Genomic DNA, 5032 nt, shown 5'->3' with positions numbered 1-5032 from the left:
ATCCTTTCGTCGTGCTGTTGATTCTGCCTTCCTATGACCTGTTCGGACTATTATGAGAAATGCTATATATAAAGCAAACACAATACTTAGTGATGTTGAAAGCACTCAGCTTGGTGGTTTAGAACGAAGTTAAAGTTTTGATTTCTTCTCCAGGCCCTGCTGAAAATTTTTGTACATGTTAAAAACCTCTTGATAATTGAGGTGAGTGTAAATTTGAGTAGTTTCCAGGCTTGAGTGACCAAGCAGTTGTTGTATTGATCTTATGTCAATATCTTCCTGAAGCAAATGAGTAGCAAAACTATGGCGAAATGCATGTGGAGATAAAATTTCTGGTAAATTTAACATTCTCCTTATTTTTTGCAAACGATTGGCCACATAAGTTCTTCCCAATTTTTTTCCTCTTACTCCCAAAAAAAGATATTGTGCTTCATCATTAATGCCAAGATAAGGACAGGCTTTTACATATTCCTGTATACATTTTTTTACTACCGGAAGAATGAATACCTGCCTTTGTTTATCTCCCTTACCTGTTACTATTAAACTTTCATTGTTAATATCACTAACCCTAAGGTTCAACGCTTCACTGATTCTTAAGCCTGTACTATATAGCAGGACGATAATCGCAATTTCTCTTTTTACCACCCAAGATTCGCCCAGATCGGATAGTTTCATTTCTTTCAATAAAGTTTTTATATTAGGTATTGATAATGCTTTGGGCAGAGTTCTTCTCTGAATTGGCCTTGATAAGGAAAATACAGCTTCATTGTCTATATTGTGGTTATTTTTTATGTACTTGAAGAAATTTCTGATTACTGAGAGTGCTCGAGTGTTAGATCTTGCATTCACACCTCTTGCGTAACGAGAGGTAAGCCAACTTCTTAACTCAGGTATGCTTAAATTTTTCAGAGTACCAACATTTACTTCTCCACCAATGTGAGTATTTAGGAAACTTATAAGATCCTTCAAGTCCCTCATGTATGACTCTAAAGTGTTTGGTGAATAAGATCTGTTGCACCTCAGCCACTCATACCATTTTTCAATGATTGAACCGAGGTCCACAATTATTTTTTAAAGAAAGCATCGATGCACGCATCTCGAAAGGCTTCATTTATATCAGGATGAGAGTGACAAATTCTGTATATATCCTCTGCTGCTGCACCATATGCCATTGCAACCGCTGCTTCGTTGATTAGCGTGTCAGCGTATGCTCCTATGATATGCACACCTAGTATTGTATCTGCCCTGCTACAAGTCAGCACTTTCACGAATCCTTCAGCATCATCAGTGATTTTTGCTCTGCCGTTTGCAGCAAATTGACATTTACCAACTTTGTACTTACGGCCAGCATTTTTGAGTTCCTCTTCGGTTTTACCAATCGAAGAAACCGCAGGGTGAGTGTAAATGACAGATGGTATGATTCCATAATCAACGTGAGGTGACTGTCCTGCTATTATCTCTGCAACTGCCACTCCTTCTTCCTCTGCTTTATGAGCAAGCATTGCTCCACCGATCACATCACCAATAGCAAATATTCCTTTCACATTAGTTTCATATCTGTTGTTAACTTGAACGAAACCGCGATTATCTTTTTCTATTTTTTCATCAATACCAAGATTCTCAGTGCATGGTTTGCGTCCTGCTGCCACCAATACCTTATCCGCCTCTATAGTGTTTGTTTGATTATCTTTTACAGAGCAAACTTTCACACTCAAAGAATTACTACTTTGTTTTATCTCCTCAACTTTAGTGCTAAGTAAAAATTTTATTCCTTGTTTTTGTAGACTAGAAAGTAGAGACTTACTTAATTCTCCATCCATTGCTGCAGCGATTCTGTCAAAAAATTCTACTACAGTGACTTCAGACCCTAGCCTCCTCCATACAGAAGACATTTCAAGCCCTATTGCCCCAGCTCCGATTACGACAAGTTTTTTTGGTACTTCAGTTAAAGATAGTGCACCGGTGGAAGAAATAATGTCTTTCTCATCGATATTAATTCCTGGCAAAGAAATAACGTCAGAACCGGTTGCAATTACTATATTTTTTGTCTTCAGCACCTTACCTTCAACTGAAACTTCAAGATTACCTTGGTCAAAAGAAGCAAGCCCATTGATTTTAGTGATTTTATGAAGGTTAAACAGATATTCTATACCTTTTCCAAGTTCCTGAACTCTGGCATCCTTATAGCCTAGCATTTCTTTTAAATCGAAACTTGCGTCCTTAATTTTTATGCCAAGCTTCGACAGATCATTTTTCGTGTGAGCATACTGATAGGAAGAATGGAGCAATGCTTTGGAGGGTATGCACCCAACTCTGAGGCATGTGCCACCAAAAATGCTATTTTTATCTATACAGGCAACTTTCAATCCAAGTTTTGCAGCAGCGATAGCACACTTATAGCCTCCTGGGCCACCACCTATAACAATTAAATCATAATCAGTCATAAAAAACAAACCTATTTTCTAAAGAATAAACACCATTCTTCTCAGTTGTTACATATATCTTATTGCGAGTAAACACTGGAGTGTGAAACACATTACCAGGTACTTTGACTACCTTTCCTGCACTTTCAGATCCCGGAAAAGCAAACATTGAACTTTTATTGCTTGTCACCCACAGTGTATGGGCATGCATAATTGGAGCAAATAGTTGCGTATTTTCTATTAAATCAGATGCCCAGACTATTTCTCCATTTTTTATATCCAGGCCAATTATTTTATCATCTTTAGTAACTATAAAAATTCTTCCGCCTTTTTTTTGTTTCTCTGCAGGAATAAGAGGACTATAATATGACTCAATGTCTGATACACTTTTTACTTCCAGTGACTTTGACCATAAAATATTTCCTGATTTTACGTCAATACCATAAATATAAGAATTATTTGTAGCTATTAAAGTATCGCCAAGCACTCTCGGTGTAGTAGTTACATCTGTGAGCTGTGTATCCAAAAGGTTTGTAGCCAATTTTTGGCTCCACAATTTTTTACCGTCTTCATTAAAAGCTATTAACTCACCATTTGAAAATGGTGCTATTATTTTATCATTAGAAATTGCTGGCGATATGGAATACAAACCTCGAACCTCATTGATGCCGTTTTGATAAGTCCAAACGAAGCTGCCATCTTTTATATCAAACACATACAGATAATTATCAATAGTCAATACTACCAATTTATTGTTTATTACTGCTGCTTTCCCTCTTACTGGAGCTCTCAATTCTTTTTCCCACTGAATCTCGCCGGTTTTTGCATCTATTGTGTGTAGAACGTTATCCACTATAAAGAAAACGTTTCCTCTGTGACGCAATAGGCTCATGTTACTAATTTTTTTTCTGTGTGAGAGGTGTAATTTCCAATTCATAGCCTTTGAGTTATCAATATCAAAGGAATATAAAGCGCCGTGCTTGTCTGATAAAATAACGCTATTTTCTGTAAGCACTGGAGCTACATATCCTTGAGATAGTTTTTTATCCACTAGACTTATTCTCTCGCTTGCCATTGTGTAACTGCTACACAATAACATTATCATGACAATTATTACTTTCATTATTTATTGAAAACAAGATTCATTAATATACATCTTAAGAACCTTAATTACAACGGAAATGTTCTTGCTGCATGTTAAAAACGTTGATTTATGAACGAAATATTATATTATTATGTGAGATAATGTATACTCTTAGAGGTAGTACACCTCATCCACTATGCGGCAACGTGCATAGCTGTACGAACATTGAGATATAAAAGTAATTTATACCAAGAAGAAAGATGTCATCCAAATAGCCTCTTTTCCTGTCATCCCAGTGCTTGACACTGGGATGGCTCTGTTGCATCGCAACTGAAAAAATCTGGTGGCTACTGACAAAATTCATTATAAAATAGCCATTTAACCGCTTAAGGAAAAATATGCCACAAAAAATGAGAGTTAGTAACTGCCATGAATATAACAAATTTCTAGAAAAAAGAGGAAATATTTTTCGTTACATCGATAAAGCTATCGAAAATTGGTATGAAAATAGTCCAAAAATGCAGGGCGGCAACTATATTTATAGTGATAAAGTTGTGATTTTAGTGCATATAATCGTTAATCTTTTTAGAATTGGCTTAAGACAAACAGTCGGGTTTATAAAAGGATATTTGCAACAAATAGGAAGAGATTTGGCAGTTATCAGCTATTCGCAAGCTTCAAAAAAAACTTAATATTAAGATCAATGATTGCAGAATTGATAAAAATAATATGGAAGATATCGAAATTGCCATAGATAGCACAAGCATCAGCATTTATAACAACACACAGCAAGGAAAATAGCGCTGACAGAAAATATCGTGGCTATGAACAGACAAGAAAATTGCATGTAATGTTGAATATAAACAGCAAAAAAGCCATAGCTGCAGAATACAGTAACGGTCTGATCACTATGGAGCTTGCGATTTACTTAAAGGAGTTAATTTTCAGCATGCCATAAAAGCACTATATGCAGACAGAGCATATGACAGACATAAACTCTATAAATTGTGTGATGAATGCGGCATAAAGACAAAAATTCCTCCAAAAAAACAATGCAGCAGAGCATCCAAAGTATGGCAGAGAGAAATGCTGCAATTAGACTAATAAAGTCATACAGCGAAGATGGAATGAAGAGGTGGAAAAGGCAAACAAACTACGGAAAAAGATCTTATGTAGAAAGTTTTTTCTCGCGACTGAAACAAACATTCGGGTTTAATTTTCGGAACAAATCTGAAATTAATCGTGGGAAGGAACTGCTACTCAAGTGTTATAGCTCTTTTCATAGAAGTCCGGATGTGATAAGATAAGGATAGAAGATGATAAGGAGGTTGAGTGCCAGCAGCATATAGTTATGACTTAAGGAAAAAAGCAATGGAAGCGCTAGACGAAGGAGAAAGCAGAGAAACAGTGGCAGCAAGATTTAAAATTGGACGAACTACTTTATGGGAGNGGCAGCAAAGAAGAAAAGAAACAGGAGACTTTCAATCAAAAAAACTTGGAAATGGAGGTTACAATCACAAAATTACCG

At 36.2% G+C, this 5032-nt stretch carries 4 protein-coding genes and 1 pseudogene; 2 read left to right on the top strand and 3 right to left on the bottom strand.

Features of this window, described 5'->3' with window-relative positions; all coding sequences use genetic code 11:
- Window positions 1-129: 129 nt before the first annotated feature.
- Genes ACIPNH_RS01900 through ACIPNH_RS01890 form a run of 3 tightly spaced genes read right to left on the bottom strand, consistent with a single transcriptional unit; the run spans window position 130 to window position 3543 of the window.
- A complete protein-coding gene (locus tag ACIPNH_RS01900; protein WP_400771378.1) occupies window positions 130-1059 on the bottom strand; it encodes a tyrosine recombinase XerC in 930 nt (309 codons plus the stop codon).
- 2 nt (window positions 1060-1061) lie between these two features.
- Window positions 1062-2441 (bottom strand): dihydrolipoyl dehydrogenase, encoded by a 1380-nt coding sequence (lpdA, locus tag ACIPNH_RS01895; RefSeq protein ID WP_155969057.1) that lies wholly within the window; start codon window positions 2439-2441, stop codon window positions 1062-1064.
- Complete coding sequence (locus ACIPNH_RS01890; protein WP_400771375.1) at window positions 2434-3543, bottom strand: outer membrane protein assembly factor BamB family protein; 1110 nt, start codon at window positions 3541-3543, stop codon at window positions 2434-2436. Before ACIPNH_RS01890 ends, lpdA begins: the two co-directional genes overlap by 8 nt.
- A gap of 359 nt (window positions 3544-3902) precedes the next feature.
- Between ACIPNH_RS01890 and ACIPNH_RS06730 the strand changes: the two are divergent.
- Window positions 3903-4811: pseudogene (locus tag ACIPNH_RS06730) on the top strand (IS5 family transposase).
- 25 nt (window positions 4812-4836) lie between these two features.
- Window positions 4837-5032 (top strand): IS630 transposase-related protein (locus ACIPNH_RS01875; RefSeq protein ID WP_400771371.1); only part of this gene is annotated, 196 nt, incomplete at its 3' end.

The organism is Wolbachia endosymbiont of Drosophila barbarae, from assembly GCF_044752445.1.
Lineage (GTDB): Bacteria > Pseudomonadota > Alphaproteobacteria > Rickettsiales > Anaplasmataceae > Wolbachia > Wolbachia pipientis.
The sequence above is the reverse complement of the archived record's forward strand: the minus strand, read 5'-3'. Positions and strand labels throughout refer to the sequence as shown.